The organism is Parasphingopyxis marina, assembly GCF_014237875.1.
GTDB lineage: Bacteria > Pseudomonadota > Alphaproteobacteria > Sphingomonadales > Sphingomonadaceae > Parasphingopyxis > Parasphingopyxis marina.
On record NZ_JACJVJ010000002.1, the window covers coordinates 460101 to 485000 of the forward strand.

Annotated in this window: 23 protein-coding genes and 1 tRNA gene; 13 read left to right on the forward strand and 11 right to left on the reverse strand. The window is 65.1% G+C overall.

Annotated elements, in window-relative coordinates; genetic code table 11:
• A complete protein-coding gene (locus H6P80_RS10870; RefSeq protein WP_185801400.1) occupies nt 1–399 on the reverse strand; it encodes a BLUF domain-containing protein in 399 nt (132 codons plus the stop codon).
• A 283-nt stretch (nt 400–682) separates the two neighbouring features.
• On the opposite strand from H6P80_RS10870, the gene leuA reads away from it, so the two are divergent.
• A complete protein-coding gene (gene leuA / locus H6P80_RS10875) occupies nt 683–2353 on the forward strand; it encodes a 2-isopropylmalate synthase (RefSeq protein ID WP_185802108.1) in 1671 nt (556 codons plus the stop codon).
• Nucleotides 2354–2388: 35 nt separating this feature from the next.
• Here the strand turns inward: leuA and H6P80_RS10880 are convergent, their stop codons facing one another.
• The 4 genes from H6P80_RS10880 to mutL form a co-directional block, all read right to left on the reverse strand.
• A complete protein-coding gene (locus H6P80_RS10880) occupies nt 2389–2787 on the reverse strand; it encodes a DUF4168 domain-containing protein (RefSeq protein ID WP_185801401.1) in 399 nt (132 codons plus the stop codon).
• Between the two features lie 159 nt (nt 2788–2946).
• Complete coding sequence (locus H6P80_RS10885) at nt 2947–3489, reverse strand: MOSC domain-containing protein (protein WP_185801402.1); 543 nt, start codon at nt 3487–3489, stop codon at nt 2947–2949.
• Nucleotides 3486–3845, reverse strand: coding sequence for a GFA family protein (locus tag H6P80_RS10890; RefSeq protein WP_185801403.1), 360 nt, complete (start codon nt 3843–3845; stop codon nt 3486–3488). Before H6P80_RS10890 ends, H6P80_RS10885 begins: the two co-directional genes overlap by 4 nt.
• A gap of 4 nt (nt 3846–3849) precedes the next feature.
• The gene (mutL, locus tag H6P80_RS10895; protein ID WP_185801404.1) at nt 3850–5673 is read right to left on the reverse strand and encodes a DNA mismatch repair endonuclease MutL; all 1824 of its coding nucleotides are present in this window, start codon (nt 5671–5673) and stop codon (nt 3850–3852) included.
• Between the two features lie 336 nt (nt 5674–6009).
• Here mutL and H6P80_RS10900 point away from each other — a divergent pair, with 336 nt between their 5' ends.
• The 8 genes from H6P80_RS10900 (at nt 6010) to H6P80_RS10935 (ending at nt 16340) form a co-directional block, all read left to right on the forward strand.
• Complete coding sequence (locus H6P80_RS10900) at nt 6010–7050, forward strand: rod shape-determining protein (protein WP_185801405.1); 1041 nt, start codon at nt 6010–6012, stop codon at nt 7048–7050.
• A gap of 18 nt (nt 7051–7068) precedes the next feature.
• On the forward strand, nt 7069–7989 hold the full coding sequence (gene mreC / locus H6P80_RS10905) for a rod shape-determining protein MreC (RefSeq protein WP_185801406.1): 921 nt from the start codon (nt 7069–7071) through the stop codon (nt 7987–7989).
• The gene (locus tag H6P80_RS10910; protein WP_185801407.1) at nt 7986–8501 is read left to right on the forward strand and encodes a rod shape-determining protein MreD; all 516 of its coding nucleotides are present in this window, start codon (nt 7986–7988) and stop codon (nt 8499–8501) included. Before mreC ends, H6P80_RS10910 begins: the two co-directional genes overlap by 4 nt.
• On the forward strand, nt 8498–10477 hold the full coding sequence (gene mrdA / locus H6P80_RS10915) for a penicillin-binding protein 2 (protein ID WP_185801408.1): 1980 nt from the start codon (nt 8498–8500) through the stop codon (nt 10475–10477). Before H6P80_RS10910 ends, mrdA begins: the two co-directional genes overlap by 4 nt.
• Complete coding sequence (gene rodA, locus H6P80_RS10920; RefSeq protein WP_185801409.1) at nt 10474–11586, forward strand: rod shape-determining protein RodA; 1113 nt, start codon at nt 10474–10476, stop codon at nt 11584–11586. Before mrdA ends, rodA begins: the two co-directional genes overlap by 4 nt.
• Before the next feature lie 38 nt (nt 11587–11624).
• Nucleotides 11625–12137 carry a hypothetical protein gene (locus tag H6P80_RS10925; protein WP_185801410.1) on the forward strand — a complete coding sequence of 171 codons (513 nt, stop codon included), beginning with the start codon at nt 11625–11627 and terminating at the stop codon, nt 12135–12137.
• Between the two features lie 92 nt (nt 12138–12229).
• A tRNA-Lys gene (locus tag H6P80_RS10930) sits at nt 12230–12305 on the forward strand.
• Between the two features lie 162 nt (nt 12306–12467).
• Nucleotides 12468–16340 (forward strand): PAS domain S-box protein, encoded by a 3873-nt coding sequence (locus tag H6P80_RS10935; RefSeq protein WP_185801411.1) that lies wholly within the window; start codon nt 12468–12470, stop codon nt 16338–16340.
• A 41-nt stretch (nt 16341–16381) separates the two neighbouring features.
• On the opposite strand, the gene H6P80_RS10940 is transcribed toward H6P80_RS10935, so the two are convergent.
• From H6P80_RS10940 to H6P80_RS10955, 4 genes are read right to left on the reverse strand one after another with little or no spacing between them, the layout of a single operon-like run.
• Entirely contained in the window at nt 16382–17809 is a 1428-nt protein-coding gene (locus H6P80_RS10940) for a glycosyltransferase family 2 protein (protein ID WP_185801412.1), read from the reverse strand.
• A complete protein-coding gene (locus H6P80_RS10945) occupies nt 17806–18777 on the reverse strand; it encodes a HEAT repeat domain-containing protein (RefSeq protein WP_185801413.1) in 972 nt (323 codons plus the stop codon). The genes H6P80_RS10940 and H6P80_RS10945 overlap by 4 nt, the downstream gene beginning before the upstream one ends.
• Nucleotides 18777–19844 carry a YaiO family outer membrane beta-barrel protein gene (locus tag H6P80_RS10950; protein ID WP_185801414.1) on the reverse strand — a complete coding sequence of 356 codons (1068 nt, stop codon included), beginning with the start codon at nt 19842–19844 and terminating at the stop codon, nt 18777–18779. Before H6P80_RS10950 ends, H6P80_RS10945 begins: the two co-directional genes overlap by 1 nt.
• A 43-nt stretch (nt 19845–19887) precedes the next feature.
• Nucleotides 19888–20286, reverse strand: coding sequence for a response regulator transcription factor (locus tag H6P80_RS10955; protein ID WP_185801415.1), 399 nt, complete (start codon nt 20284–20286; stop codon nt 19888–19890).
• A gap of 193 nt (nt 20287–20479) precedes the next feature.
• On the opposite strand from H6P80_RS10955, the gene H6P80_RS10960 reads away from it, so the two are divergent.
• The 3 genes from H6P80_RS10960 (at nt 20480) to H6P80_RS10970 (ending at nt 22321) form a co-directional block, all read left to right on the forward strand.
• Entirely contained in the window at nt 20480–21106 is a 627-nt protein-coding gene (locus H6P80_RS10960) for a cation diffusion facilitator family transporter (RefSeq protein WP_185801416.1), read from the forward strand.
• A gap of 122 nt (nt 21107–21228) precedes the next feature.
• Entirely contained in the window at nt 21229–21543 is a 315-nt protein-coding gene (locus tag H6P80_RS10965) for a hypothetical protein (protein WP_185801417.1), read from the forward strand.
• A 124-nt stretch (nt 21544–21667) separates the two neighbouring features.
• Nucleotides 21668–22321 (forward strand): MarC family protein, encoded by a 654-nt coding sequence (locus H6P80_RS10970; protein ID WP_185801418.1) that lies wholly within the window; start codon nt 21668–21670, stop codon nt 22319–22321.
• 51 nt (nt 22322–22372) lie between these two features.
• On the opposite strand, the gene H6P80_RS10975 is transcribed toward H6P80_RS10970, so the two are convergent.
• Both H6P80_RS10975 and H6P80_RS10980 read right to left on the reverse strand, forming a co-directional pair.
• On the reverse strand, nt 22373–22927 hold the full coding sequence (locus H6P80_RS10975) for a 2,4'-dihydroxyacetophenone dioxygenase family protein (protein ID WP_185801419.1): 555 nt from the start codon (nt 22925–22927) through the stop codon (nt 22373–22375).
• A gap of 97 nt (nt 22928–23024) precedes the next feature.
• Nucleotides 23025–23912 (reverse strand): methylenetetrahydrofolate reductase, encoded by an 888-nt coding sequence (locus H6P80_RS10980; RefSeq protein WP_185801420.1) that lies wholly within the window; start codon nt 23910–23912, stop codon nt 23025–23027.
• A gap of 233 nt (nt 23913–24145) precedes the next feature.
• On the opposite strand from H6P80_RS10980, the gene H6P80_RS10985 reads away from it, so the two are divergent.
• Entirely contained in the window at nt 24146–24799 is a 654-nt protein-coding gene (locus tag H6P80_RS10985; RefSeq protein WP_185801421.1) for a LuxR C-terminal-related transcriptional regulator, read from the forward strand.
• Nucleotides 24800–24900: the final 101 nt, after the last annotated feature.

Sequence of the window (24900 nt, forward strand, 5' to 3'; positions counted from 1 at the left end):
TTACGCGGCCTTTTCGCGGGCCTCGGCGAAACCGATGAGCTCGGCGGCGACATGCTCGTCGCAGCCCTGGACCATGCGCGCAACGGCCATGGTCAGCGTATCGCCATCGTCGACATTGCGGCTCGCCATCGCCCAGTCGGGGAACTGGCGGCGCTGGACATCGCCGCGCGCCAGCACGACCAGCGCATAGTGGCGTTCATCCTCGGCGATCCGTTCGAAAACGGCTTCGACCTTGGCTTCTTCGCCTTCAAGATATTGCAGGAAGCGCTTGCCGTCGTAGATCAGCAGCCCGGTGAGATCGCGATCCGCGTTCCGATCCCGCGCGACATCGACGATCTGTTCGACCTCAAGCACGCCGACATGCGGCCGAACCGAACTGACATAGATAAGACGATACATGGCAAAGCCCCCCTTGCTGCCTATCAGGCGCCTTTCGCAGACCATGATAAATTTTTCATGAATACAGGTATTTGCGCCATATCCTGCCGGATCGACGCGGCGAGGGTCTGGACTTGTTAACCGATAATCGCCAATAGGCTTTCCCATGACCGCACGGCTGGCCCTGCTTCTTCGACTTACACGCCCTTAGGCGTGCCTTTCGTGCCGCGCGCGGCACACACGGCCTAAGGGCTCTTTTCCAAAGCATCGAAACCCGAAGAAGATTAAGGCCATTGCCATGCCCATGTTGAGCGACCCTTCGCAAAAATACCGACCCTTTCCGCAGATCGACCTGCCCGACCGGCAGTGGCCGTCCAGGACGATCACCGCCCCGCCGCGCTGGCTTTCGACCGATCTTCGCGACGGCAACCAGGCGCTGATCGACCCGATGAACGCCGAGAAGAAGCGCCGCTTCTTCGACCTGCTCGTCAAGATCGGCATCAAGGAGATCGAGGTCGGCTTCCCGGCGTCCGGCGCCACCGATTTCGATTTCATCCGCGGGCTCGTCGATAGCGGCGCGATTCCGGGCGACGTTTTCATCCAGGGGCTGACGCAATCGCGCAGCGACCTCATAGAAACGACCTTCGCCAGCATGGCCGGCGCGAAACAGGCGATCGTCCATCTCTACAACGCGATCTCGCCCGCATGGCGCAAGATCGTGTTCCAGATGGACCGCGCCGGGGTGACCGAGATCGCCCGGGACGGTGCCCGCAAGCTTGTCGAGCAGGCCGCGAAATATCCCGAAACCGACTGGCATTTCGAATATTCGCCCGAAACCTTCAGCACCGCCGAAATCGATTTCTCGATCGAGGTATGCGAGGCGGTGATCGCCATTATCGGGCCGACGCCGGCAAAGCCGCTGATCCTCAACCTCCCGGCGACCGTCGAGGCGGCGACGCCCAACATCTATGCCGACCAGATCGAGTATTTCTGCGGCGCGATTTCCTGCCGCGACAGTGTCGTCATTTCCTTGCACCCGCATAACGACCGGGGCACCGGCATCGCCGCGGCCGAGCTCGGCCTGATGGCCGGCGCGGACCGGGTCGAGGGCTGCCTGTTCGGCAATGGCGAGCGCACCGGCAATTGCGACCTCGTGACCCTGGGGCTCAACCTCTATTCGCAGGGCGTGCATCCGGGCATCGATTTCTCCGATATCGAGGAAATCAAGAACACGGTCGAATATTGCAACCAGATCCCGGTTCATCCGCGCCACCCCTATGGCGGCGATCTCGTCTTCACGGCCTTTTCCGGATCGCACCAGGACGCGATCAAGAAAGGGTTCGCGGCGCAGGAAGCGCGCAATGACGAGCAATGGGAAGTGCCCTATCTGCCGCTCGATCCCAACGATATCGGTACCTCCTACGAGGCGGTGATCCGCGTCAATTCGCAATCCGGCAAGGGCGGCGTCGCTTGGGTGCTGGAGCAGGACAAGGGCTTGAAACTGCCCAAGCGGTTGCAGGCAAGCTTCAGCCATGTCGTCCAGGAACTGGCCGATTCAACGAGCCGGGAACTCAATGCGGAGGATATCTGGCAGGAATTCGAACGCCATTACGGCCTGGGCGGAAGCCAGGATTTCGCGCTTGTCGACTATAGCGAGAGCCGCGCGGGCGCCGACCGCGTCTTTACCGGCACGATCCGCCACAAGGGCGAGGAACGCTCGGTGTCGGGCCGGGGCAACGGACTGCTGTCATCGGTGATCGCCGCGATCCGCGACGAATGGGGCATTGCGCTCGACGTCGTCAATTATGACGAGCACGCGATAGGCCATGGCTCGGATGCGCGAGCCGCCGCCTATATCGAATGCACCGACGCCGACGGAAAGACGGTGTTCGGCGTCGGCATCAGCCGCGACGTCGCGACGGCAAGCGTGCGCGCCGTGCTCAGCGCGGTAAACGGAGCGAGCCGGCAGGGCTGATTCCCCGCCGGCCCGCCGCCGCATTTCCGGATCGATTAGCCGCCCTGGCTGGCCTGCAGTTCCTGCTGGATCTGCGCGGTCAGTTCGGGGTCCGACTGGGAGGCTTCGGCAATGGCGTTGAACCGCGCCGGCGTGAGCCCGGCCGCAGCCACCGCGGCGGCCATTTGCTGCTGCATCTGCTGGGCGACCGCCGAACGGTCTTCGGGCGTCGCCTGCTGGGTCGCTTCCTGGGCGGCCGTCTGGATGTTGCCGATGGCGATATAGGCTTCGGCGAACTGCGAGATTTCTTCGGCCGTCGGCGGCGTGACGGTAGCGTCGGCCGCCGCTTCAGCCGCCGCGGCGGGCGCAGCGGGCTCGGCGGTCTGCGCCGAGGCGGCGGTCATCGAAAACAGGCTGGCCGCGGCAAGGCCGGCGGCGGTTTTGATCATGGACATCGGTCATTCTCCGTTTGAAATGTCAGGAAACCAGAAGGCTGGTTCGCCCTACCGACCAAGAACGGAGGCGATAGTTCCGGAAACGCCTTCAAACCGGGATGCGCCGAGGCGATGGCAGGACGACTTGTGGAATCGCGTGAAACGGGGGCGCAAAGCCAGTCAAACCGGTTTCAACGCATTGGTCGCCTCATCGGGAATATGCACGGTCACCGGATCCCCGGCCTTCACCTCGCCGCCCGCGAGGACAATCGCCATCACGCCTGCCTTGCGAACGAGATCGCCCGCATCGTCCCGATCGAGCACCGCGTCCATCAGCCCGGGCGCGTGGCCGTTGAGCTGCATACAGGGATTGCGCAGCCCCGTGATCCGCACCCGCGCCGTATCGCCCAGTCGAAGCTCGGACCGTTCGGGCAGCGCCAGCAGGTCGATTCCCCGCGTCGTGACATTTTCGCCCATATCCCCGGGCGCGACGGCGAACCCCTGCCTCGCCAGTTCGTCGAACAATTCGGCATGGATCAGGTGAAGCTGGCGGAGATTGGGCTGGCCCGGATTCTGCGCGACGCGCGAGCGATGTTTCACCTTCGCCCCGGAATGCGCATCGCCCTCGACGCCCTCGCCCGCGATCAGCCGGATCGTGTCGACATTGGGCTTGGCGATGCCATGTTCCGCCTTGCGGCTCACCGCGACGACGAAAGCGCTCACTCCTCCGCCACGCTCAGCGCCGCGCCTTCGGTGCGCCGGTGCGGCAGCGCGCGCTCGTCGAAGCCGTCGAGGCAGTAGATGTTGATGCCATAGCTGTCCGGCGCCATCCGCTTGCGGTGAAAGGTGTAGATGCCGCAGCGCGCGCAGAAATGGTGGCGCGCGATCCTCATGTTCCACTGATAGGTGGATAGGAATTCCTCGCCTGCGACCAGCGTGAACCCGCTCTCATGCACCTGGATCATCCGCGCATTCTTCTTCGCGCAGATCGAACAATCGCAGCTCGTCGTCTCGACCGGATCGGCCTCGATCTCGAACCGCACCGCGCCGCAATGGCAGGAGCCGGTATAGCGGGTCATCGCTTCACTTCCGTCCGAACAGCTTCTCGATATCGCCATGGCCGAGCTTCACCCAGGTCGGGCGGCCGTGATTGCATTGGCCCGAATGCGGGGTGACCTCCATTTCGCGGAGCAGCGCGTTCATTTCGGCGACCGAGAGCACCCTTCCCGCCCGCACGGAGCCATGACAGGCCATGGTCGCGGCGACATGGTCGAGCCGTTCCTTCAGGCTCAGCGCCTGATCATAAGCGGCGATTTCGTCGGCAAGGTCGGTGACGAGGCCGGTCACGTCGCCCGCGCCCAGCATCGCCGGGGTCGCGCGCACGAGGATCGCCTTGGGGCCGAAACGTTCGAGCTCCAGGCCCATTTCGGCGAGTTCGGAAATGCGGCTTTCCAGATTGTCGCAGGCGCTTTCGTCGAGTTCGACGACTTCGGGGACGAGCAGGCCCTGGCTCGCCACCCCGCCCTGCGCCATCGCCCGGTTCATCCGCTCGAGCACCAGCCGCTCATGCGCGGCATGCTGATCGACGATCACCAACCCGTCCTCGGCTTCGGCGACGATATAGGTTTCCGATACCTGCCCGCGCGCAACGCCGAGCGGGTGATCCACGGCACGGGGCACGGGTTGTTCGGCGGCCTCGGCGCGGCCTTCGGGCGCGGGGCGATAGTCGGGAGACTGCTCCCAAACCCGCGGTTCCGCGCCGGATTCGCCGGAGCCGGAGGAAAGCGGCGGCGGCGTGAAGAAGGCCGGGCGCTGTTGAAAAGCCTGGGGATAGGCTGTGGGCGAGCCGCCCCCGACCGGTTCCGCCTGCCAGTTGCCGAGCGCCGCCGCGCTCGCCCGCTGGACGCTGCGAAATCCGGCCTCGTCCAATGCGTGGCGCAGGCCGCCGACGATCAGCCCGCGGATCGCACCGGGTTCGCGGAAGCGCACCTCGGTCTTGGCCGGATGGACGTTGATATCGACCTCGCCATGCGGGACGGTGAGGAACAGCGCGAGCACCGGGTGCCGGTCGCGCGCCAGAAGATCCTGATACGCGCCGCGCACCGCGCCGATCAGCAACCTGTCTTTCACCGGCCGGCCGTTGACGAACAGATATTGGTGATCGGCGACGCCGCGGTTGAAGGTCGGCAGGCTGGCGACGCCTTCGAGCCGGATATCGCCGCGATCATAGTCCACGACCACGCTGTTTTCGATGAGCCCGCGATCGGTGAGCGCGGCAACCCGCGCCGCCTGCCCCTCGCCCGGCTGGACGGAAATATTGGTGCGGCCGTCATGTTCCAGGGTGAAGCCGATATCGGGCCGGGCCATGGCGAGCCGCCGCACCGTATCGGCGGCGGCGGCATATTCGGAGCGCGGCGTGCGCAGGAATTTCCTGCGCGCGGGCACCCGCTCGAAGAGATGTTCAACGACAACGCGGGTGCCGGGCGGGAGCGCGGCCGGCCCTTCATGTTCGACCGCGCCATTGTCGACGACCCGCTGCCAGCCGCCTTCCGATCCGTCGGCGCCGCGCACCCGGCTTTCGACGGTCATCCGCGCGACGCTGGCGATCGAGGGCAGCGCTTCTCCCCGGAACCCGAGCGTTTCGACGCCTTCGATATCGTCGCCGACAAGCTTGGACGTGGCGTGGCGTTCGAGCGCGAGCGCCATTTCCTCGGGTTTCATTCCGCAGCCGTCATCGACCACCTCGATCCGGTCGATGCCGCCGGAAACGAGCTTGACGACGATCCGGGACGCCCCGGAATCCACCGCATTCTCGATCAATTCTTTGAGCGCGGAGGCCGGCCGCTCGACCACTTCGCCGGCCGCGATGCGGTTGATCAGATGGTCTGGCAGGCGGCGGATCGGCATGGGCCGATGATTAGCGCACCCGGCGCATGGTCGCGAGCATTCCCCGGGGCGTTATCGTGGATGGATTGACGCTCGCGGCGCGAACATGGCACCCTCGCTCGATAGCTCGCCGCGTTGGCAAGCCGATGGAAAGGGGACTCTATTTCGGTCATTTGAGTACCGGGCCGCTTTCGATCGCGTCCTCGAGGTTCGGCGAAGCGTCCTCTCCGCGCGTTCAATCCCCCAATATTCATAATTAATACTCGCAAACGTGCCGATAATCGTTATGGGAATGCCAAGGCCAAAAAGGGCTGATTCCCGCAAGACTCAAACTGTTTAGACGAGACTGTTCGCATCATGTGGTTCAAGAATCTATTCAAGCTCATGTCGCACGACATGGCTATCGACCTCGGCACGGCTAATACTGTGGTTTATGTTCGCGGACGCGGTGTCGTCCTCAACGAGCCTTCGGTGGTCGCGATCGAGACCGAAAACGGCATCCAGCGCGTCCGCGCGGTCGGCGACGACGCCAAGCTGATGATGGGCAAGACCCCCGACGCCATCCAGGCGATCCGGCCGCTGCGCGACGGCGTGATTGCGGACATCGACGTGGCCGAGCAGATGATCAAGCATTTCATCCAGAAGGTTCACGGGCCCCGGCGCTTTCCGCGCTGGCCCGAAATCGTGATCTGCGTGCCGTCGGGCTCCACCAAGGTCGAACGGCGCGCGATCCGCGACGCCGCCTCCAATGCCGGCGCCAGCCAGGTGTGGCTGATCGAGGAGCCGATGGCTGCCGCGATCGGCGCCGACATGCCCGTGACCGAAGCCATCGGATCGATGGTCGTCGATATCGGCGGCGGCACGACCGAAGTCGCCGTGCTCTCGCTGCGCGGCCTTGCCTATACCACCTCGGTCCGCACCGGCGGCGACAAGATGGACGAGGCGATCTCCTCCTATGTCCGCCGCAACCACAACCTGCTGATCGGCGAAGCCACGGCCGAGCGGATCAAGAAGGAAGTCGGCGTCGCGCTGATGCCGGCGGACGGCAAGGGCCAGACGATCCACATCAAGGGCCGCGACCTCGTCAACGGCGTGCCCAAGGAAATCGCGATCAACCAGGGCCAGCTCGCCGAGGCGCTCAGCGAACCCGTCGGCACGATCGTCGAGGGCGTGCGCATCGCGCTGGAAAATACCGCCCCCGAACTGGCCGCCGATATCGTCGACCAGGGCATCGTGCTTACCGGCGGCGGCGCACTGCTCGAAGGGATCGACGAGGTCCTGCGGCGCGAAACCGGGCTTCCCGTGACTATCGCCGAAGATCCGCTTACCTGTGTCGCACTGGGCACGGGCCGCGCGCTGGAAGAGGAAATCTTCCGCGGCGTCCTGACCACGGGCTAGCGCCGGGAGCGGATTTCAATGGCAGCAAGCGGATCGAAGCGCCCCGGTTTCTCCCGCCGCGCGCGCTTCGGCCTGTTCGTAGGATATGTCGTCGCCATCACCGGCGCGCTGATCGGTCTCGGGCTCGTGCTTATCGCGATCTTCGATCCGCAGGGCTTCGCCAGCATTCGCGGAGCGACCGCGGACGTCACCGCCCCGGTCTCGGCGAGCGGCCGCAGCGCCGTCCAGTCCGGCGGACGGATCGACAATTATGTCGCCAACTGGTGGAATGCGGGACAGCAGAATGCCGAACTGCGCGCCGAACTGCGCGTCGCGCGGCGGCGGCTGATCCAGGCCCGGGCGACCGAACTGGAAAACAGCCGGTTGCGCGCGCTGGTCGGTCTGCTCGAAGGCCAGTCCGAACCGATCGCAACCGCGCGGCTCGTCAACAGCTCGCTCACCAGCGCGCGGCGCACCGCGACGCTGTTCGCCGGCAGGGACCGCGGCGTGCTGCCGGGCCAGCCGGTGCGCGCCGCCGACGGCCTTGTCGGCCGGATCATCGATAGCGGAAACAGCGCGTCGCGCGTGCTGCTGCTGACCGATCGTTCGAACATCGTACCGGTGAAGCTCGCCCGCGATGGCACCCCGGCCTTCACCTCGGGCCGCGGCGACGGGCGGGTCGAAGTCCATTCGCTGGAAGCCGGACGGCGCCCCTTCCGGGAGGGCGACATCCTGATCACCAGCGGCACCGGCGGCATCTATCCGCCGAACATCCCGGTCGCGGTGATCCTCGACGTGTTCGGAGACAGCGCGCTCGCTGCGCCCTTCGCCAATCCCGGCTCGCTCGATTTCGCAATCGTCCAGCCCGTCTACGAGCCCCCCGAGAACGAAAGCACGACCAACCCGGACGGTGCCGCGAACCCGCGAGAGTCCGGATCGGACAGCCCGGAGACACCATGAGCCGCATCGTCGCCGCCGACGAAAATCTTGCGCTCGTCCGGGCGCAGCTCGCGCTGATCCCGGCGGCGAGCGTGCTTTTCGGCTCGCTGCTCAACCTCGTGCCGCTGGTCACGCAGGCACCGATCCTGCCCCCGATGGCGCTGATGATCTTTCTCGGCTGGCGTTTCCTGCGTCCCGAAATCTGGCCGATCTGGGCTGGCCTGCCCTTCGGCCTGTTCGACGACCTGCTCTCGGGCAACCTGATCGGCAGCGGCATGCTGCTGTGGACGGTTATCCTGATCGCGCTCGATCTCGCCGAGAATCGCGCGATGTGGCGCGATTACTGGATCGACTGGGTGGTCGCGACAGCCGCGCTGATTTTCTATATCATCGCTGCCATGGCGCTGAATTCCTTTGCCTATGGCGGCTGGGGCCTCCTGCCGCTGCTGCCGCAGATCGTCGCAACGATCCTGCTCTTTCCGATCGTGCTGCGGCTGTGCGCGCGCCTCGATCGGCGCAGGCTGACATTGTGAAGAAGCCGCGCCGGCGCATATCGGGCCCGTCGATGAACGACACGGTGCGCAAGGAGATGTTCTCGCGGCGCTCGGTGCTGGTGAACGGCGCGCAGCTCGGCGTGGCCGGGCTGCTGGGCGCGCGCATGGCGTGGATCGCGATCGCCGAGAATGATCGCTGGCAGATGCTCTCGGAATCCAATCGTGTGCAGCTGAGCCTCATACCGCCGCGGCGCGGCTGGCTCGTCGATCGCAACGGCCAGCCGATCGCGATGAACCGCTCCGACTTCCGCGTCGACCTGATCCCGGACCGGGTGCAGGACGCCGACGCCGTCATCGCGACGCTGGCGGACCTGCTCACGCTGCCCGAAGACGAAGTCAGCCGCATTCGCACCGAACTCGATGCCGCCTCGGGCTATCAACCGGTGCAGGTCGCGGCGGGCCTCGAATGGGAGCAATATGCGGCGGTCAATGTCCGGCTGCCCGATCTACCCGGCGTTTCTCCGCTGCAGGGCTTTTCGCGCTACTATCCGGCGGCCGGCGCGGTCGGCCATCTGGTCGGCTATGTCGGCGCGCCGAGCCGCGAGGATTATGAAGCCGAGGGCAACAACCCCCTGTTGCTCTTCCCCGGCTTCAAGGTCGGCAAGGACGGGCTCGAAAAGACCTTCGAACAGGAATTGCGCGGCGAACCCGGCGCCCGGCGCGCCGAGGTGACGGCGCGCGGCGAACTGGTCCGCGAACTCGACACCCGGCCTGACGAACCCGGGGAAACCGTCCACCTGACCGTCGATGCGGGCCTGCAGGAATTCGCGGCCCGGCGGCTTGGAAACGAGTCCGGCTCCGCCGTCATCCTCGATTGCCGCACCGGCGACGTGCTGGCGATGACATCGATGCCGAGCTTCGATCCCAACAGCTTTTCGGACGGCATCAGCCATCCCGAATATGACATGCTGACCGCGGACGAACGCGTGCCGCTGCGCAACAAATCCCTGCTCGGCATGTATCCGCCCGGATCCACCTTCAAGCCGATGACGGCAATGGCCGCGCTCGCCGGCGGGGTCGATCCCGAAGAGGTCGTCTATTGCAACGGCGGCTATACGCTCGGCAACCGCCGCTTCGGCTGTCTCGGCGTCCATGGCGGGGTCAACCTCCACCGCGCCATCGCCAAGAGCTGCAACACCTATTTCTACACGATGGGCCGCCGCTACGGCATCTCGCGCATCGCCTGGGCGGCGCGGACCATGGGGCTCGGCGACGAATTCCCGATTCCCGTGCCCAACCAGAATTACGGCACCGTGCCCGACGCCGAATGGCTGATGGGGCGCTACAACCGCGAATGGACCGATTCCGACACGCTCAACACCTCGATCGGCCAGGGCTATCTCCAGCTTACGCCGATCCAGCTTGCGGTGATGTCGGCGCGGATCGCCTCGGGCCGCCATGTCGTCCCCAAGCTGACCCAGGGCACCCGCCGCCCGCCGCCGCTGCTCGAAGGCGTCGAGCAGGAACATCTGGCGATGATCCGCTCGGGCATGGACGAGGTCGTCAACGGCAACGGCACCGCCGGGCGCGCCCGCCTGCCGCTCGACGACGTGCGGCTCGGGGGCAAGACGGGCACCGCGCAGGTCGTCAACATCTCCTCGCGCGGGCGCGGCGGCATGGGCGTGCCCTGGCGCTATCGCGATCACGGCCTGTTCGTCTGCTTCGCGCCGGTCGAGGAGCCGATGTACGCCTGCGCCGTCGTCGTCGAACATGGCATGTCCGGGGGCCGGGCGGCATCGCCGGTCGCCGCGGATTCGCTGCTTTACCTGTTCGACCGCGAACAGGCGGAAGAACGGCTCGACCGCTACGAAGCCGGATGGGGCGGCAATATCCGCGAACGCATGGCCGTGCAGGAAGCCGAATATCGCGCCGTGAACGGTCTCGATCCGCTGCCCAACCTGCCCGAGGTGGACCTGCCACCCGATCCCGACGGCGAAGGATCGCCCCCGGCATGAGCGCCCTCTACGATTCCGTCGTTCCCGAACGCATCGCGCAACTGCCCTGGCGGCTGATCTCGCTCGTCCTCGCGATCGGAATATTCGGGCTCGCCATCCTCTATTCGGCGGCCGGCGGATCGCTGACGCCCTGGGCGGCGACCCAGGCCGTACGCTTCTTCGTGTTTCTGGGCATGGCGATCTTCATCTCGCATTTCCGCGAGGAGCATTGGAAAATGCTCGCCTATCCCGTCTACGCGATCACCCTGCTCGGCCTGCTCGGCGTCGAGATTATCGGCCAGGTCGGCGGCGGCAGCCAGCGCTGGCTCAATCTCGGCTTCATGACCTTACAGCCCTCCGAAATCATGAAGCCCGTGCTGATCCTTGCGCTCGCCGCCTTTTACGACCGGCTTCCGGCCGGCGAGCTGCGCGGTTTCAATGCGATCTGGCCCGCCGCCCTGCTCATCGGCATGCCGGCCGCGCTCGTCGTCATCCAGCCCGATCTCGGAACGACGGTTGCGCTCGCGGTCGGCGGCATCGCGGTGATGTTCCTCGCCGGCTTGCCGCTGCGCCTGTTCATCGGCGGCACCCTGGCGGTGGCGGCGCTCGTGCCGATCGCCTTCACCTTCCTGCTCGAGGAATATCAGCGCAATCGCGTCCTCACCTTTCTCAGCCCGGAAAACGATCCGCTGGGCACCGGCTATCACATCACCCAGTCCAAGATCGCGATCGGATCGGGCGGTCTGTTCGGCAAGGGCTATCTGAACGGCACCCAGAGCCACCTCGCCTATCTGCCCGAAGGCCATACCGATTTCGTCTTCGCGACGATGGCCGAGGAATTCGGGCTGCTGGGCGGCCTGCTATTGATCGGCGCGTTCGCGCTGATGATCCGCTGGGGCATTCGCGTCGGCCAGCGATCGCAATCGACCTTCAGCAAGCTCACCGCCGCCGGGCTTTCGGTGACGATCTTCTTCTATGTCGCGATCAACCTGATGATGGTGATGGGGCTGGCCCCCGTCGTCGGCATCCCGCTGCCGCTGGTTTCCTATGGCGGATCGGCGATGATGACGGTGCTGTTCTGCATCGGCGTGCTGATGTCGATCGATCGCGAGAACCGGCGGCGGCGCTAGGCCTGACAAACGGCGCGAAAGCGCCTAGTATCGCGGCCATGAAACCGCGCCGGATCGCCGCCCTTGCCCTGCCACTGCTCCTGCCGCTCGCGCCCGCCCATGCGCAAAGCGCCGAGGATGTCGGCCGTTCCGCCCGCGATGTCGCACTGACGCCGCTCAGCGACCTCAACCTGCGCGGCGAGAGCGTGCCCGAGATATTGGCGCAGATCAGTTCGCCCTATCAGCCGATTGAAGATGGCAGCTGCGACGGCCTCACCCGCGAGATTGCGGGCCTGGACGAAGCCCTGGGCCCCGATATCGATATCGCGCAGGAAACCGACCCCGATACGCTGGAGCGGGTGGAGCGCGGCGCCTCGTCGATCGTCGGCGGGCTCGTGCTGCCCTTTCGCGGCATCGTGCGCGAGATTTCCGGCGCCCGGGACCGCGAGCGCCGCCTGCTCGAATTCCACAGCCGCGGGGTGGCCCGGCGGGCCTATCTCAAGGGTATCGGATCGGCGCGCGGCTGCCCCCCGCCGGCCGCTCCCCTGCCCTATGGCGACGAGGAAGGCTGAGGCGCGCTTGGCGCTTGCGGTGTGCCTGCACCCATGCTAACCGCGCCGCCTTCCCGACGGCAAAGCCCCGTCAGGAACGCCAAGAATGGAATGGACGCATAGCTCAGTTGGTAGAGCAGCTGACTCTTAATCAGCGGGTCCACGGTTCGAGCCCGTGTGCGTCCACCATCCTTCCCCCGACAACCAGGCCCGATCGCGCCGGCCGCGCGTGAATTCTCTCGCGCGCATTAATCATATCTAAGCCACAATTTGCCAAAACCGTTTCTCCGGAAACACGGGAGTGATGCGTTGACACTTTTCTCGGGGTTCGTTCCGGGGGGGCGTTTGGGATTGGCCGTCCGGCTTGTGCTGGTCGCGGCTGTTTTCGCCTGTCTGGCGTGGATGGGCATCACCCTGACGCGCGATGCCGGGCGCATCGCCGCGCTTTGGCTTCCCAATGCCTTGCTCGTGGCCGTTATTCTCCGGAAAAAACGCGCCAACGCCCTGCGCTTCGTCGCAGCCTGCAACCTGGCCAATATCGCCGTCGGTATCGGCATCGGCGATACCGTCGTCACGGCTGTCGGGCTCGCGCTGTGCAACAGCGCCGAGGTGCTGATCGTCTATTTCGGCCTCCGCCGAATCGTCGGCAGCCAGCCGGACCTTACCCATTTCAAGACGCTCGGCTGGTTCTCGCTCATCGGCGGCATCGGCGCGCCGGCCGTTTCCGCCACATTGGCGGTCGCCATATTGTCGATCACCGCTGCCGTTCCGCTGGCGAGCACCTGGCTCACCTGGGTGGTTGCCGACGGCCTGGGCATGCTGATCGCCGCGCCGCTGCTCGTCGTTCTCGGCCAGGAACTGCGCAAACCCCGGACATGGACGCGCGCCGCCGCGCTGGAATGGGTCGCGGTGATCGGTCTGGGCACGATCGCGACCGCGCTGGTGTTCTTCCAGACGAGCTATCCCTTCCTGTTCATGGCCTCGCTGTTCGTGCTGCTCGCCGCCATCCGGCTTGGCGTGACCGGCGCGGCGATCTCCACGGTCATCGTCGCCGCCGTGGCAACGGTCGCGACCTCGCTCGACAGCGGGCCCATCCACCTCGTCCAGGGCAGCCTGCACACCAAGGTGGAGGTCCTGCAGATCTTCCTGCTCTTCACCTATGCCGGATCGCTGCCGATCGCTTCGATGCTCAAGGCGCGCAATCGCCTACAGGAGCAGCTCGAGCATAGCCGCGATTTTGCCGAGTCCATCCTCGACAATATGCGCGAAGTCGTCTTCCGGTCCGATGCCGATGGCCGATGGACCTTCCTGAACCCTGCCTGGGAAGAGCTGACCGGCTACAGCATCGAGGAAAGCCTCGGCACGCATACGACCAAGCTTCTCGTTCCCGAGGATTTCGAAAAAGCCCAAACGCAATATCCGCCGCTCATCAGCGGTGAGGTAGACGAACTGGTGCTGCAGCAACGCTTTATCCGCGCCGACGGAGAAATCCTGCATATCGATGTCAGCGTGCGCGCGCTGCGCGGCGAGAATGGCGAATTTCTGGGCGCCAGCGGCAATATCCGGGACGTCACCGAAGCCCGTCAGGCGCAGCAGGCGCTGCGCGAGAGCGAAGAGCGTTTCCGGATGCTCGCGGAAACCGCGCCGATCGGAATCTTCCAGGCCAACGTCGATGGCGAGCTTACCTATGTCAGCCCGGGCTGGACCGAAAAGATCGGCCTCTCCTCGGAAGCGGCGCTCGGCGATGCCTGGCGATCCAAGGTCGTGAACACCGACGACCTCGACGCCGACCCCGCCTGGCAGGGCTTCGAAAAGCCCGGCGATCGCAAGGAACGCGAACATCACTTCAAGACGCCCGGCGGGACCGACCTGTGGCTGCGCACCGTCAACACCGCGGTTTTCGACCGCGCGGGCAAGATCGCCGGTTTCGTCGGCGCGATCGTCGACGTCACCGACCAGCGGCGGATGGTCGAAGAACTTCGGCAGAGCGAAAAGCGCTTCCAGACCCTCGCCAACCTGTCTCCCGCGGGGATCTACCGCACCGATGCGGTCGGCAACTGCACCTATGTAAACGATGCCTGGCTGAAAATTGCCGGGCTGAGCCGCGAGGACACGATGGGTCCGGGCTGGGCCCAGGCGCTCCATCCCGACGACGCCGATAATGTCAGGGCGACATGGGCGGAAGCCATCGCGACCGGCACGCCGTTCCAGGCCGAATACCGGTTCCGGCAGCCCGACGGTTCGGTGAGCTGGGTCATGGGCATTGCGACCGCCGAACATGCCGAGGACGGGAGCGTGCAGGGCCATATCGGCGTCGTGCTCGATATTTCCGAAGTCGTCGAGGCGCGCCAGGCGCTGGAACGGGAGCGCAGCCGCTTCAAGTTCCTCGCGGAGAATATCACCGACGCGATCATCACGACCGGGCCGGACAATATCTGCCGCTATGCCTCCCCGGCCTTTTTCGAACTCACCGGCTACCGGCCCGAAGAGGTGGTCGGCAGGCCGGTGGAAATCCCGATCGACGAGGAGGATGCCGCCGAAATCGTCAGGACCTATGAGGAACTGTTCGCCGGCCAGGAAGACCGCGCCGTGCTGCGCTATCGCACCGAGCATAAGCAGAAGGGCTGGCGCTGGCACGAATCCAACGCCCGGCTCGTCCGCGACCCGGACGACGGCGCGCCGCAGGAAGTCATCGCTTCGGTGCGCGACATCACCGAACACAAGATCATGGAAGAAAAGCTGCGCGCCGCGCGCGATGCGGCCGAAGCCGCCGCGCTCGCCAAATCGAGCTTCCTGGCGAATATGAGCCACGAGATCCGCACCCCGATGAACGGCGTGATGGGCTTTGCCGATCTGCTGCTGGAGAGCGATCTCGACGCCGAGCAGCGGCAACATGCCGAGCTGATCGCGGAATCGGGCCGGTCCATGGTCGCGCTGATCAACGACATTCTGGACCTGTCCAAGATCGAAGCCGGCCAGATGACGATCGCTTCGCAGCCGATCGACCTGCGCCACACCATCAACGGCACCCTGCGCCTGATGATCGCCGCGGCGACGAACAAGGGGCTCGTGCTGGAATCCGAGATCGAAGACGGCCTGCCGGAACATATCCTCGGCGACAAATTGCGCATCCGCCAGATCCTTTCCAACCTGGTCGGCAACGCCATCAAGTTCACCAATGGCGGGTCGGTCCGGATCAGGGCCCAGCGCGTCGCCGAACAGGGCGAACCGTTTCTCGAAATCGCCGTCACCGATACCGGCATCGGCATTTCCCCCGATCGCCAGGCCGCGATCTTCGACGAATTCGTGCAGGCCGACGGATCGACGGTTCGGCAATATGGCGGAACCGGGCTTGGCCTTTCGATCAGCCGCCGGCTTGCCGGGCTGATGAACGGGTCGCTGTCGCTACGGAGCAAGGTGGGCCAGGGCTCGACCTTCATCCTGCGCTTTCCGCTGGTTGCCGCCGATACCCCGGAGGCCCGCGAGGAGGACGCGGAAGACCGGCGGAACCAGCACGCGGAGAATCACGACGATCGCTGCATCCTTCTCGTCGAAGACCATGACATCAACCGCCTGCTGGTGACCGCGCTTATCGAAAAGGCCGGATTCCGCTTCGAGGTCGCAACCGATGGGGTCGAAGCGATCGACAGCATCGAGCGCGCCCAGCGCGAAGGCCGGCTCTACGACCTTGTGCTCATGGATATCCAGATGCCCAACATGGACGGGATCGAGGCGACGCGGCGTATCCGCGCGGCCGGGCTGCCGGGCGAAACATTGCCGATCATCGCGTTGACGGCCAACGCCTTCCAGAGCGATATCGACGAATGCCTCGCGGCCGGCATGCAGGCGCATATCGGCAAGCCCGTCAACATGACCGAACTGGCGCGCGTGCTCGACCACTGGCTGCCCAAACGCCGCCAGGCCGATGTGCCGGAGGGTTCCGACAGCACCGTGGAAGCGCTGCGTCCGCGCTACGAGACGTTCAAGCGCAAGACGCTCGCCCAGCTGGAACGCTGCTACGCCGCCCTGCCCCATCCGAAGCCCGACGATATCGCAGAGCTGAAACGGCTGATGCACAAATTGTCGGGATCGGCCGCGATGTTCGGCGATACGACGCTGGGCACACGCGCATCCGAACTGGAACAGGTGATCGAGCAGTTCGAAGCCGCCGGCGATACCGGCGACCTCAGGGAAGCGATGACGCGGATGCGCCGGCCGGCCTGAGCCTGGCCCCTCGCCCATCCGGGCCCCGTCCGGGCCCGCGCTCAATCGCGGGTGAAGCCCGCCCGCGGCACCGCCGCCCAGCCCCGTTCCTTGCGGAAAAACTTCCAGATGCCGCGAATGCGGAAATAGAGGAGAAACTGGCGATAGCCGAAATTCTCCAGCGCCGCCGCGCAGCCGATGATCAGCAGGTCGCGCGCGCTCGGCGTCCGCCGCAGCTGCGTTTCCTCCAGCGCCAGGGTACCGAGGCTGAGCGCGGTGCCGAACAGCAAGGTGATCGAAAAAAAGGCGATCGCCGAGGTTCCCGACAGCAAGCCGGTGAAGAACAGGAGCGGGATCAGCAGATAGCCCATCAGCTCCGACGGCGGGCCGACGATATCCTCCAGGATCACGAGCGGCAGCGCGACCATGCCGACCCTGCCATAGCGCGGGTTGAACAGCATCTTGCGGTGGCTGCGCAGCGTTTCCATCCCCCCCTGCTGCCAGCGGGTCCGCTGGTTGCGGATACCGGCATAATCGAAGGGCACTTCGGTCCAGCACACCACTTCGGGGATGAATTCCACCCGGTACGGCCTGTTCTGCTCCCGCATATGGCGGTGCAGCCGCGTCACGACTTCGAAATCCTCGGCCAGCGAATCGTGCCGATACCCGCCGATCTCGACCAGCGTCGAGCGGCGGAATATCCCGAAGGCCCCCGAAATCAGCACGAGCATGTTGAGTTCGGCCATCGCCACGCGCGCCGTTAGAAAGGCGCGCAGATATTCGAGCAGCTGGAAACGCGGCAGCCAGCCCTTGGGGAGCCTGACGGTTTCGACATAGCCGCCCCGCACCGGGGAATCGTTGATCACCCGGATGGCGCCGCCGACGGCGACCAGCGAGCCGTCGTCCGCCATGAAGGGTTCGGTCGAGCGCAGCAGCCCGTCGGGCTCTATGATCGAATCGGCGTCGATCACGCAGATCAGCGGCGTCGTTGCATATTGCAGCCCGCCATTGACGGCGTCCGCCTTGCGGCCATTGGCCTTGTCGACGACGATCAGGTTCGGGAATTTCGTCGAGCCGTAGATCCCGAAAATCTCGGACGGCGTCAGATCGGCCAGCTTTTCCCTCTGGATCGGCTTCAGCCCGAATTCCGCGATCAGCACGCCCAGCGTATTGTCCGTGGATTCGTCGTTGACGACGATCACCTCGTGATTGGGATATTGCAGGCCGAGCAACGCCTTGACGCTGTCGACGATGAACAGCTCCTCGTTGAAGCACGGCGCGATCACCGACACGGCCATGCTGAGATCGGCATAGCGGCTCCACAGCTGCAGCGGCCGGCGCGCGGGCTTCACGCGCCGCCGGAAAGCCCGCACGGCGACGATCAGCTGGATCACGGCGACGATATTGCGCAGCGACACGATCGCGAAAGCGATCGCCGCCAGCCACAGCGCGGTCGTCACCAGCCAGTCGTCGGCCGCCGGGGCGTTCATGCCGGTTCCGCCATCGCGCCCAGCGCCTGTTCGACGCGCAGCCGCACCCAGGGAGACGCGTCCCGCTCCATCTCGCGCAGTTTCGGCATCGCCTTGCGGAGCCCGAGATGCGCGCATGTCTGCGCCGCCAGCTCCCGCACGGTTTCGTCCTGGTCGTCGAGAAGCGCGAAGATCCACGGCGCCGCCGCCGGGTGGTTGACCTGGCTTGCCGCGCGCAGGGCGGCGCGCCGCACCAGCGGGTTTGCGTGATGGGAGGCGGCCGCCAGATGTTCGAGCGAGGAATAATCGCCGGTCCAGCCGAGCGCATCGACAAGCGCCGCGCGCAGCTCGTCCGGTATCTTCCGGCGCAGCATAGCGACCAGTTCGGGCCCGTATTTCGGGGCCGCGGCGCGAAACAGCGCGCGGTGGAGCCGGGTGGGCTTGGTGGTTTCCAGATCGAGCGCCGTCACGAGTATCTTGGGATAGGGAAGCGCGTCCAGCTGCGCGAGGGCCGCCGCCGCTTCGAGCCGGATACGCGGATTGGCGTCGCGCAGCAGCACCTGTTTGAGCGCCTTTATCGATTCGTCCTGGCCGACCCATTCCAGGATCCGCACCGCATCGATGCGGCTGTTGACCGACCCGCGCCGCGCCCGGGCGATGATCGGCTGCAGCAACCGGTTGTCGATCGCGAACTGGCCGAGCTTCTGCCGGTCGCTGCCGCGCACCAGCTGGTAGAGATGGACGAGCGCGTCGAGCTTGTCCTGCCGCGGGGCATCGGCGAGTTTCGCGCCGACATCGTCGCCGGACAGCCAGACCATGAGCTGGGCGGTAATCATCCTCAGGCTGTCGCGGCGTTCATTTTGCCTCTGCTCTATCCAGTAGCGCCGGAGCACGAGCAGCAGCAGCAGGATCGTCATGATCGAGAAGCCGACCACCGAAATCGCGATCGCGGATTCGGCCATCCCGTCCGGAGAGGGACTAAAGGTCATCAGAACCGCAGGGCCAGGCCGATCGACACAGCGGCGCGTTCATAGCTGCTCTCGCGTTCCTCATAGTCCCCAGTCAGCCTTAGCGTGATGCGGTCCGCAACCGGGATCGCCGCTCCCGCGTACACCGCGCGCACCCGCCGGGTAATGCCGGCCTCGGTATCGGGATAGGTGGCGGCGCCGGCAAAGGCCAGAATCCCTTCGGGCAGCGGCACATCCAGCCGGCCCGACCAGCCGATGCGATGATCTCCCTCGATATCGCGCAGGTTGATCATTTTCCCGGTCAGGCTCGCCCGGTTGCGTCCGAAGAACAGCCGGACGCCGGGTTCGGCGACGATCACGTCGCCGGACGCGTACTGGGCATAGCGAAAATCGGCGAGCAGCGTGATCGCCGCGCCCACATCCTGCTCCACGCCCGCGCGGACGCCCCATTGCTCGCGGAAATCGGCGTTCGGCGTGGCCGATATCGAGACATAGCCGCGCGTGGCATCGCCGAGCGCCATATCGGCGCGAACGCGGCCGGTTACGTCGGTGGCGAACACCCGGTCGGCCCGTTCCACCTCGCCGCCCAGCGACAGCCGGTCGCTGGCGCGGACATAGGCGCCGAGCGTGGTTTCATACCAGGTGCGCTTCCCGCTCGCGAGATCGATCCAGGCGACCGTCTGGTTCGCATAGACGCCTCCGCCCCCGCCGCGCGGCGTGCCGTCCGGCGCGGGCCGCCGCAGCTGCGCCCGGATGAGGGCGAGATCGGCATTGTCCGGATCGCGGGCCTCTATGGCGTTCAATTCGTCCGCCGCCTGCCCTTCGCGGCCCGACCAGAGATAGGCCCGCGCCAGCGCCGCCCGGATATCGAGATCGTCGGGAGCCAGCGCGCGCGCCCGTTCCAGCATGGTCACCGCCTCGGCATGACGCCCCTGGAAGGCGTAGCTGGTGCCGAGCAGGCGAAGCAGGTTGGCGTTGTCGGGATCGGCGGCAAGCGCCCGGGCGAAATGCGCGGACGCGGCGGCATGATCGCCGGCTTCGCGCGCGGCAAGGCCCGCCGCCAGCGGATCCGCGGTGTCCTGCGCCAAGGCCGGCGCCGGCAAACAGCAAAGGCCCAGCGCCAGAAGGGCGTCAGGAATCCGGGGTCGCGGTTTCTTTCCGGCCGGTTTTCTGGAGGATCGCATCGACGCGCGCGACAAGCTCGTCGGGAATGAAGGGCTTGGTAACATAATCGTTGGCACCTGCCTTGAGCGCATTCACGACGTCTTCCTGCGCCCGCCGCGACGTCAGCATCACGATCGGCAGGGCGCTTGTCGCGGCCTCCGCGCGCAACGCTTCCAGAACGGCAAAGCCAGACATCACCGGCATCATCGCATCGAGGACGACAAGGTCGAATCCGCCTTCCCGCGCCTTTTTCAGCGCGGTTTCGCCGTCTTCGGCCGTTTCGACCTGATGGCCGCCCTGATCCAGCTTGAACCGGACCAGCTCGCCCAACAAATCATCGTCGTCAGCTACCAATATTTTAGCCATGCAACACACCTGGAGCACTTAAACTATCATGCTCCGGCATCGTTCCCTCAGAAACGCGCCGCCTATTTGCCCGACTTCGTCCCTAACATGATTTTATTAATGTTATCGATATTTACGCGCGCTGGCGCCGACGGCGAGAAATGCCGCTTTTTCGCCGCTTGTGAACCGGCCCCGGCTTCCATATCCTTCGCGCATGACCGATTGCTGTTCCGCCAAGGGGTGCGAGATCGAGGAAATGGCCCGCCAGGCCGGGCAACGGCGCGTGCTGATCGTCGTACTCCTGCTCAACTCGGCGATGTTCTTCGTCGAGTTCACGGCCGGGCTGATCGCCGGATCGACGGCGCTGATGGCGGATTCGGTGGACATGCTCGGCGACGCCTTCGTCTACGTGCTGAGCCTCTACGCGCTGACCCGCAGCAGCCGGTGGAAGGCCGGCGCGGCGATGGCCAAGGGCGTCTTCATCCTGGTCTTCGGCGCGGTGATCGTCGTCGAGGCGATTTCCAAGGCCATGGTCGGCGTGCCCCCGTCCTCGACGCTGATGTTTATCTTCGGCAGCCTCGCGCTGGCCGTGAACCTTGGCTGTTTCGCGCTGCTCTGGCGTTACCGGACGCAGGACGTGAACATGTCGAGCTCGTTCGAATGTTCGCGCAACGACCTGATCGCGAACACCGGCGTGCTGATCGCCGCCGCCGCCGTCCTCGCCACCGCTTCGCCCTGGCCCGATATCGTCATCGGCCTGCTGATCGCAGCGGTGTTCCTGCGCTCTGCGGTGCGGGTGCTGGCCGAAGCCTGGCCGATGTGGCGGGCGGGAACCGTTTAGCGGGATTTCTGCCTCCCCGCACCCGGGATAAACTAGGCAAGGGCTGACAAATCCGTCCATTTGCTCTAGGGGAAAGGCGTGCGCTCCACTCCATTCTCCACCACGATAATCAGCGCATGGGCATGTCCCGCCAAAGCGCGAAACCCTGGAACGCGGTGATGCGGAATATGTGGTTCAGCATGGCTTTCGGGCTGACGCTCAGCGGTTGCGCGGCCAGCGATGGCGAGCCGGTCGACGAGGCGGATTGCGCCGGCATTTTCCTGACCGGCCCCGAAATCGGGGATGAACGGCCCCAGAGTTACACGATACATGAACTCATGGCATATTCGGCCGCCATGGGGATGACGCAAGAAGAGGCCGAAACGCTGCTTTATCTCAAGGGATTATCGCCAAGCCACAGGCTTGCCCCCGGCGAAACACTTTGTATCGAGCGATAGAGCGGCAAACGAATTTCGTAGTTCCGTTCCGAAATAGCGATCGCCGCCGAAAAAGCGGCTATTCGGACAACACCAAACAGAATGTGAAGCGCCATCCACAGCGCTTCGCAACAGGAGCGATACAGTGCTGGATCTGACCACTATCGTCCGCGATTTCGTGACGTTGCTGGTCGTTATCGATCCGGTGGGAACGATCCCGGTCTATCTCTTCGCGGTCCAGGGCGTTCCCGAAAAACTGCATCGGCGCATCGCCATCCGTTCGATCTTTATCGCAACGATCATATTGCTGGCGTTCCTCGTCGGCGGTCAGGCGCTCCTGGAAGTGCTGGGCCTTCGCCTGGGGTCTTTTCAGATCGCCGGTGGAATGATCCTGTTCCTGTTCGCGCTGACGATGATTTTTGGCGAATCCAAACCGAGCCGGGAGATCGAAGAAGCGGAGCGGGATCATCTCGCGGGCGCGGTCTTCCCGCTTGCCATGCCCTCCATCGCGTCGCCCGGCGCCATGCTCGCGATTGTGGTACTGACCGACAACCATACAGAATCCGTCTATGAACAGGCGGTCACGGCCGGGCTCCTGGTTCTGGTCCTCGCGATCACATTGGTGCTTCTTCTATCGGCGAGCGTTATTCACCGAACGATCGGCAACAGCGGCGCCAGCGTGATCAGCCGCGTCATGGGAATCATTCTGGCCACGATCGCCGTGGACGCCATCCTTGGCGGCCTCGACGCGCTGAACGTGCTGGACATCGCGCCTGCGACCGCCATCGCAACCGAATAGATCGGGCTTGCACCGCGCTAGGCACCGCGCGAGCGGCCCCGTTGAGCCTTGCTATAGGTAGAGCTTCTCGTTGATCGGGATGCCCTGTTCCTTGCAGTAATTTTCATAATGCTCGATGAACCACCAGACATCGGCGGTGAAGCTGAAGTCGCCGTTATCGTCGTAGAATTCGATCGGGCCTTCCATCCAGCCGAACAGCTTCACGCCGTCGGGATGGTCGGTGACCAGCGTGTGCGCTTCGCCGGGCACTTCGAGGATCAGCCCGCCGGGGCTCGCGACCCAGTCATATTCCAGATATTTCACGCTGCCTTCGAGGCAGACCATGGTGATCGTGCCGCGATGGAGATGCGTGCCGACGACGCCGGGGCCCTTCACCCAGAGGATGTTGGAAAACAGGTTGCGGCGCACGTCGAAGGCGAGATGCTTGATCGCGGCGGTATCGCCGAACGGCACCCAGGGGCTGTCCACGTCCGTCTGCGCGTCGATATAGCGGCCGCCGGGGCTCAGCCGCTCCACCAGTTCCTTGTGCGGATAGCGGACATCGACGATCTCGGCCTTGGTCGAAGGCGGCGCGTTATGGGGCTTTGCGGGTGCGGTCGTGGCCATGGTTACTCTCCTTTGCCGCCTTTCAAGCGCACAAGGCAGCCACCGTCAAACCACGATCGGGGCGCGTTTCACTCTCGGCAATCCGCAGGCCGGTTTTTCAGGCCGCCACTTCCTTCTGGCGCGCGGCATAGGCGTCGATCCATTCCATCGTCGCCTTCATCCCGCCGAACGGATAGAAATGCAGGCGCACCTTGCCATGTTCGGGGCCGAGCCCCGCGGCGAAGGCGTCGACCATCTTGTCCGGCCCGGCCGTGCCGAGCAGGTTGGTCAGCGACATCACGCCATATTTCTTCATCACCGACGCCGAAGCGCCGACCCCGCAGCGCGCGGCGAAACGCAGCAGCTTCTTGAGACCCGCCGGGCCGGGCACGCCGATGCGGACCGGCGTTTCGATGCCGCGCTCGCGCAGTTCCTTCAGCCAGTCGAGGAAGCGATCGGGATCGAAACCGAACTGGGTGACGATCAGCGATGCCATGCCGCGGCTTTCGATATCGGCGCATTTGGATTTCAGCACGGCCCAGCATTCCTCGTCGGTCATGTTGGGGTGGCCATCGGGATGGCCGCCAATGCCGACCGCCTGGATGCCGACCTGCTCCAGCAGGCCGGTCGCGAGGATCGCGCTCGTATCCGCGAACGGGCCTTCGGCTTCGGGGGGATCGCCGGCGATCACGAAGACGCGCTTCACATCGGCTTCGGCAACCACGCGGCGGGCCATTTCCTCGAACTCATGCTGGCTGAGGAAGCGGCGGGCGGAAAAATGCGGCATCGGTTCGAAGCCCAGCCGGCGTACGGCCTTGGCGGCCTCGATCCGCATTTCCAGATTCTCGCCGGGAAGGAAGGTAACGGCCACCGGCGTTTCCGGCGCCATCAGCGGCGCGGCTTCTTCCAGCGCCTCGATGTCCTTGGCCGTCATCTCGATGGAAAAACCGTCGGTGATGACCTCGGGCGGCAGATCCCAGTTCGGGTGGATCACGGGTGTATTCATCAGGCTCCCTCCCAAGAGTCGCTGGCTGTTTTGCTATTTATGCAGCATTACATACAAAATGGGTTTGAGACAATTCCCCAATTCCCCCCGCTGCGCCGCGGCGATCCGCCCCGTTCCGAACCGGACCTATCTCTTGCCCTCCCGCACTTCCGCAGGGCCGCGCGGCGCGCTATCCTTTCCCTATTGCGTGCGTACAGGGGAGCACGGGCGCTACGGCGGTCGTGGACAAGGCAATGGAGCATTGGCCGGCCGATCCGGGTTTTTCCGATACCGACGAACATCGCAGCATCCGGCGCGAACTTTCCTCGTCCATCGCCCATAGCCCCACCGCGACGATCCTCACCGATCCGCACCAGCCCGACAATCCCGTGATCGAGATGAACGACGCCTTCGGCACGCTGACCGGCTATGCGCGGGACGAGATTCTGGGCCGCAATTGCCGCTTTCTCGCGGGGCCGGACACCGACCCGGCCGACCGCGCAAAGATGCGCGACGCGATCGAGCGGCAGGTCCCCGCCCTGATCGAAATCCTGAACTACAAGCGGGATGGCACGCCGTTCCGCAATGCCGTGCTCGTGGCGCCGGTATTCGATAGCGCGCAGCGGATCGCCTTCTATATCGGTTCGCAGCGCGAAGTGCCGCCGGACGCCGCCGCCGCATCGGCCCGGGATCGCCGGAATACCGCGCTGGCCGCGATCGATACGCTGCCCGGCCGCCAGGTGCAGGTGCTGAAACGCGTCGCCAAGGGCCTGCGCAACAAGCAGATCGCCGGCGAGCTCGGCATCGCCGAGCGCACCGTGAAGATGCACCGCGCGCAACTGAAGAAGCGGCTCGGCGCGCAATCGGCGGCCGATCTCGTCCGTATTGCGGTCGAGGCCGGGCTCTAGCCGCAACACCTGCCCCAAAGGACATATCGATCCCGCCGCGCGACAGGCCCATGGTGATCGTCAACGAATCGAGCTTATCGAACCCCGGCGCCGGGAAATAC

Coding starts and splice junctions, on each gene's coding strand:
- H6P80_RS10870 (WP_185801400.1), bottom strand. CDS start 399: ATGTATCGTCTTATCTATGTCAGTTCGGTTCGGCCGCATGTCGGCGTG.
- leuA (WP_185802108.1), top strand. CDS start 683: ATGTTGAGCGACCCTTCGCAAAAATACCGACCCTTTCCGCAGATCGAC.
- H6P80_RS10880 (WP_185801401.1), bottom strand. CDS start 2,787: ATGTCCATGATCAAAACCGCCGCCGGCCTTGCCGCGGCCAGCCTGTTT.
- H6P80_RS10890 (WP_185801403.1), bottom strand. CDS start 3,845: ATGACCCGCTATACCGGCTCCTGCCATTGCGGCGCGGTGCGGTTCGAG.
- mutL (WP_185801404.1), bottom strand. CDS start 5,673: ATGCCGATCCGCCGCCTGCCAGACCATCTGATCAACCGCATCGCGGCC.
- H6P80_RS10900 (WP_185801405.1), top strand. CDS start 6,010: ATGTGGTTCAAGAATCTATTCAAGCTCATGTCGCACGACATGGCTATC.
- mreC (WP_185801406.1), top strand. CDS start 7,069: ATGGCAGCAAGCGGATCGAAGCGCCCCGGTTTCTCCCGCCGCGCGCGC.
- H6P80_RS10910 (WP_185801407.1), top strand. CDS start 7,986: ATGAGCCGCATCGTCGCCGCCGACGAAAATCTTGCGCTCGTCCGGGCG.
- rodA (WP_185801409.1), top strand. CDS start 10,474: ATGAGCGCCCTCTACGATTCCGTCGTTCCCGAACGCATCGCGCAACTG.
- H6P80_RS10925 (WP_185801410.1), top strand. CDS start 11,625: ATGAAACCGCGCCGGATCGCCGCCCTTGCCCTGCCACTGCTCCTGCCG.
- H6P80_RS10940 (WP_185801412.1), bottom strand. CDS start 17,809: ATGAACGCCCCGGCGGCCGACGACTGGCTGGTGACGACCGCGCTGTGG.
- H6P80_RS10945 (WP_185801413.1), bottom strand. CDS start 18,777: ATGACCTTTAGTCCCTCTCCGGACGGGATGGCCGAATCCGCGATCGCG.
- H6P80_RS10955 (WP_185801415.1), bottom strand. CDS start 20,286: ATGGCTAAAATATTGGTAGCTGACGACGATGATTTGTTGGGCGAGCTG.
- H6P80_RS10960 (WP_185801416.1), top strand. CDS start 20,480: ATGACCGATTGCTGTTCCGCCAAGGGGTGCGAGATCGAGGAAATGGCC.
- H6P80_RS10965 (WP_185801417.1), top strand. CDS start 21,229: ATGTCCCGCCAAAGCGCGAAACCCTGGAACGCGGTGATGCGGAATATG.
- H6P80_RS10975 (WP_185801419.1), bottom strand. CDS start 22,927: ATGGCCACGACCGCACCCGCAAAGCCCCATAACGCGCCGCCTTCGACC.
- H6P80_RS10980 (WP_185801420.1), bottom strand. CDS start 23,912: ATGAATACACCCGTGATCCACCCGAACTGGGATCTGCCGCCCGAGGTC.
- H6P80_RS10985 (WP_185801421.1), top strand. CDS start 24,146: ATGGAGCATTGGCCGGCCGATCCGGGTTTTTCCGATACCGACGAACAT.